The following is a 2,500-nucleotide window of genomic DNA, read 5'->3' on the forward strand; positions in this document are numbered from 1 at the left end:
TTTTGGTTGCGGGGGCAGGATTTGAACCTGCGACCTTCAGGTTATGAGCCTGACGAGCTACCGGGCTGCTCTACCCCGCGCCAATTGGCGCCTTTTTGGATATGGCGCCTTTGTTTTGATCGTATCAGAGAGAGAATTTCGTTTCTTACCAGGTCTGGCGGTGACCTACTCTCCCACGTCTTTTGACGCAGTACCATTGGCGCGACAGCGCTTAACGGCCGAGTTCGGGATGGGATCGGGTGTTTCGCTTGTGCTATGTCCACCAGACCGGGAAAGAAACGTCAGCGTTGTTTGTTGTCCAAGTGATGCTTTTGGAAGTCTGTCTTCTTCCGGATCAAATCAAGCCTATCGAGCCATTAGTACCGGTCAACTGAATGCATTGCTGCACTTACATCTCCGGCCTATCGACGTGGTGGTCTTCCACGGCTCTCAAGGGATACCTTGTTTTGAGGGGGGCTTCCCGCTTAGATGCCTTCAGCGGTTATCCTGTCCGTTCATAGCTACCCAGCACTACCGTTGGCACGATAACTGGTCCACCAGTGGAACGTTCACCCCGGTCCTCTCGTACTAGGGGCAACTCCTCTCAAGTATCCTACACCCACGGCAGATAGGGACCGAACTGTCTCACGACGTTCTAAACCCAGCTCACGTACCTCTTTAAATGGCGAACAGCCATACCCTTGGGACCTGCTCCAGCCCCAGGATGAGATGAGCCGACATCGAGGTGCCAAACGATGCCGTCGATATGGACTCTTGGGCATCATCAGCCTGTTATCCCCAGCGTACCTTTTATCCGTTGAGCGATGGCCCTTCCACTCGGGACCACCGGATCACTATGGCCGACTTTCGTCTCTGCTCGACTTGTCAGTCTTGCAGTCAGGCTGGCTTCTGCCATTGCACTCAACGAGCGATTTCCGACCGCTCTGAGCCAACCTTCGCGCGCCTCCGTTACTCTTTGGGAGGCGACCGCCCCAGTCAAACTACCCACCACGCAGGGTCCCGGACCCGGATAACGGGCCGCGGTTAGACATCAAGAGTGCGAAGGGCGGTATCTCAAGGATGGCTCCACGGGAACTGGCGTTCCTGTTTCAAAGCCTACCGCCTATCCTGCACATCGCAATCCTGATGCCAGTGCGAAGCTATAGTAAAGGTGCATGGGGTCTTTCCGTCTAACCGCGGGAAGTCTGCATCTTCACAGACAATTCAATTTCGCTGAGTCCACATTTGAGACAGCGGGGAAGTCGTTACGCCATTCGTGCAGGTCGGAACTTACCCGACAAGGAATTTCGCTACCTTAGGACCGTTATAGTTACGGCCGCCGTTTACCGGGGCTTCAATTCAAGGCTTGCACCTCTCCTTTTAACCTTCCGGCACCGGGCAGGCGTCAGACCCTATACGTCGTCTTGCGACTTCGCAGAGCCCTGTGTTTTTAGTAAACAGTCGCCACCCCCTGGTTTGTGCCCCCCGCCGACAGTTGCCTGCCAACGGGGCCTCCTTCTCGCGAACTTACGGAGGTATTTTGCCGAGTTCCTTAAATGTGGTTCTCTCAAGCGCCTTGGTATTCTCTACCAGTCCACCTGTGTCGGTTTCGGGTACGATCTTATGGAGGGCTATTTCCAGGAACCGCTGAGCTGCCAGTTCAATCCGATAAGGACTGACAACCTTTGCGATCCGTCACCATCTCCTGGCCCAGGAATATTAACCTGGTTCCCATCGACTACGCCTTTCGGCCTCGCCTTAGGGGTCGGCTTACCCTGCTCAGATTAGCTTTAAGCAGGAACCCTTGGACTTTCGGCGACAGGGTCTCTCACCCTGTTTGTCGCTACTCATGTCAACATTCTCACTTCTGATCACTCCACCGGCTGCCTTACGGCCCGGCTTCACAGTCAGAACATTGCCTCCGTAACATCTGACGATGCTAAAGAGGCAGCGTTCTATATCACAGAACGCTCCGCTACCGCGCACTTACGTGCACCCAAAGCTTCGGCTCGTGGCTTGAGCCCCGTTACATCTTCGCCGCAAGACCTCTTGATTAGACCAGTGAGCTGTTACGCTATCTTTAAAGGATGGCTGCTTCTAAGCCAACCTCCTGGTTGTTTTGGAAGTCTCACATGCTTTCCCACTTAGCCACGAATTGGGGGCCTTAGCTGTTGGTCAGGGTTGTTTCCCTCTCCACGACGGACGTTAGCACCCGCCGTGTGTCTGCCAGATAGTCCTTCCCGGTATTCGGAGTTTGCTTAGACTCAGTAAGGCTGTGGGCCCCCATCATCCATGCAGTGCTCTACCCCCGGGAGGATTCGTCTGACGCTCTACCTAAATAGATTTCGCGGAGAACCAGCTATCTCCGAGTTTGATTGGCCTTTCACCCCTAGGCACAAGTCATCCCGACCCTTTTCAACGGGTGTGGGTTCGGACCTCCAGTTGGTGTTACCCAACCTTCATCCTGCTCATGCCTAGATCACTCGGTTTCGGGTCTGATCCATCTGACTATGTCGCGCAT

The 2,500-nt window shown here is 54.5% G+C and carries 1 tRNA gene and 2 rRNA genes (1 of these 3 cut by a window edge); all 3 read right to left on the minus strand.

The features are described from left to right. Positions 1–3: 3 nt before the first annotated feature. A tRNA-Met gene (locus tag ACFXP9_RS14205) sits at positions 4–80 on the minus strand. 72 nt (positions 81–152) lie between these two features. Then, positions 153–267, minus strand: a 5S ribosomal RNA gene (gene rrf, locus ACFXP9_RS14210). A 68-nt stretch (positions 268–335) separates the two neighbouring features. After that, positions 336–2,500: ribosomal RNA gene (locus ACFXP9_RS14215) — 23S ribosomal RNA — on the minus strand (it continues 667 nt past the right edge of the window).

This window comes from Paracoccus jiaweipingae (genome assembly GCF_044335505.1).
GTDB lineage: Bacteria > Pseudomonadota > Alphaproteobacteria > Rhodobacterales > Rhodobacteraceae > Paracoccus.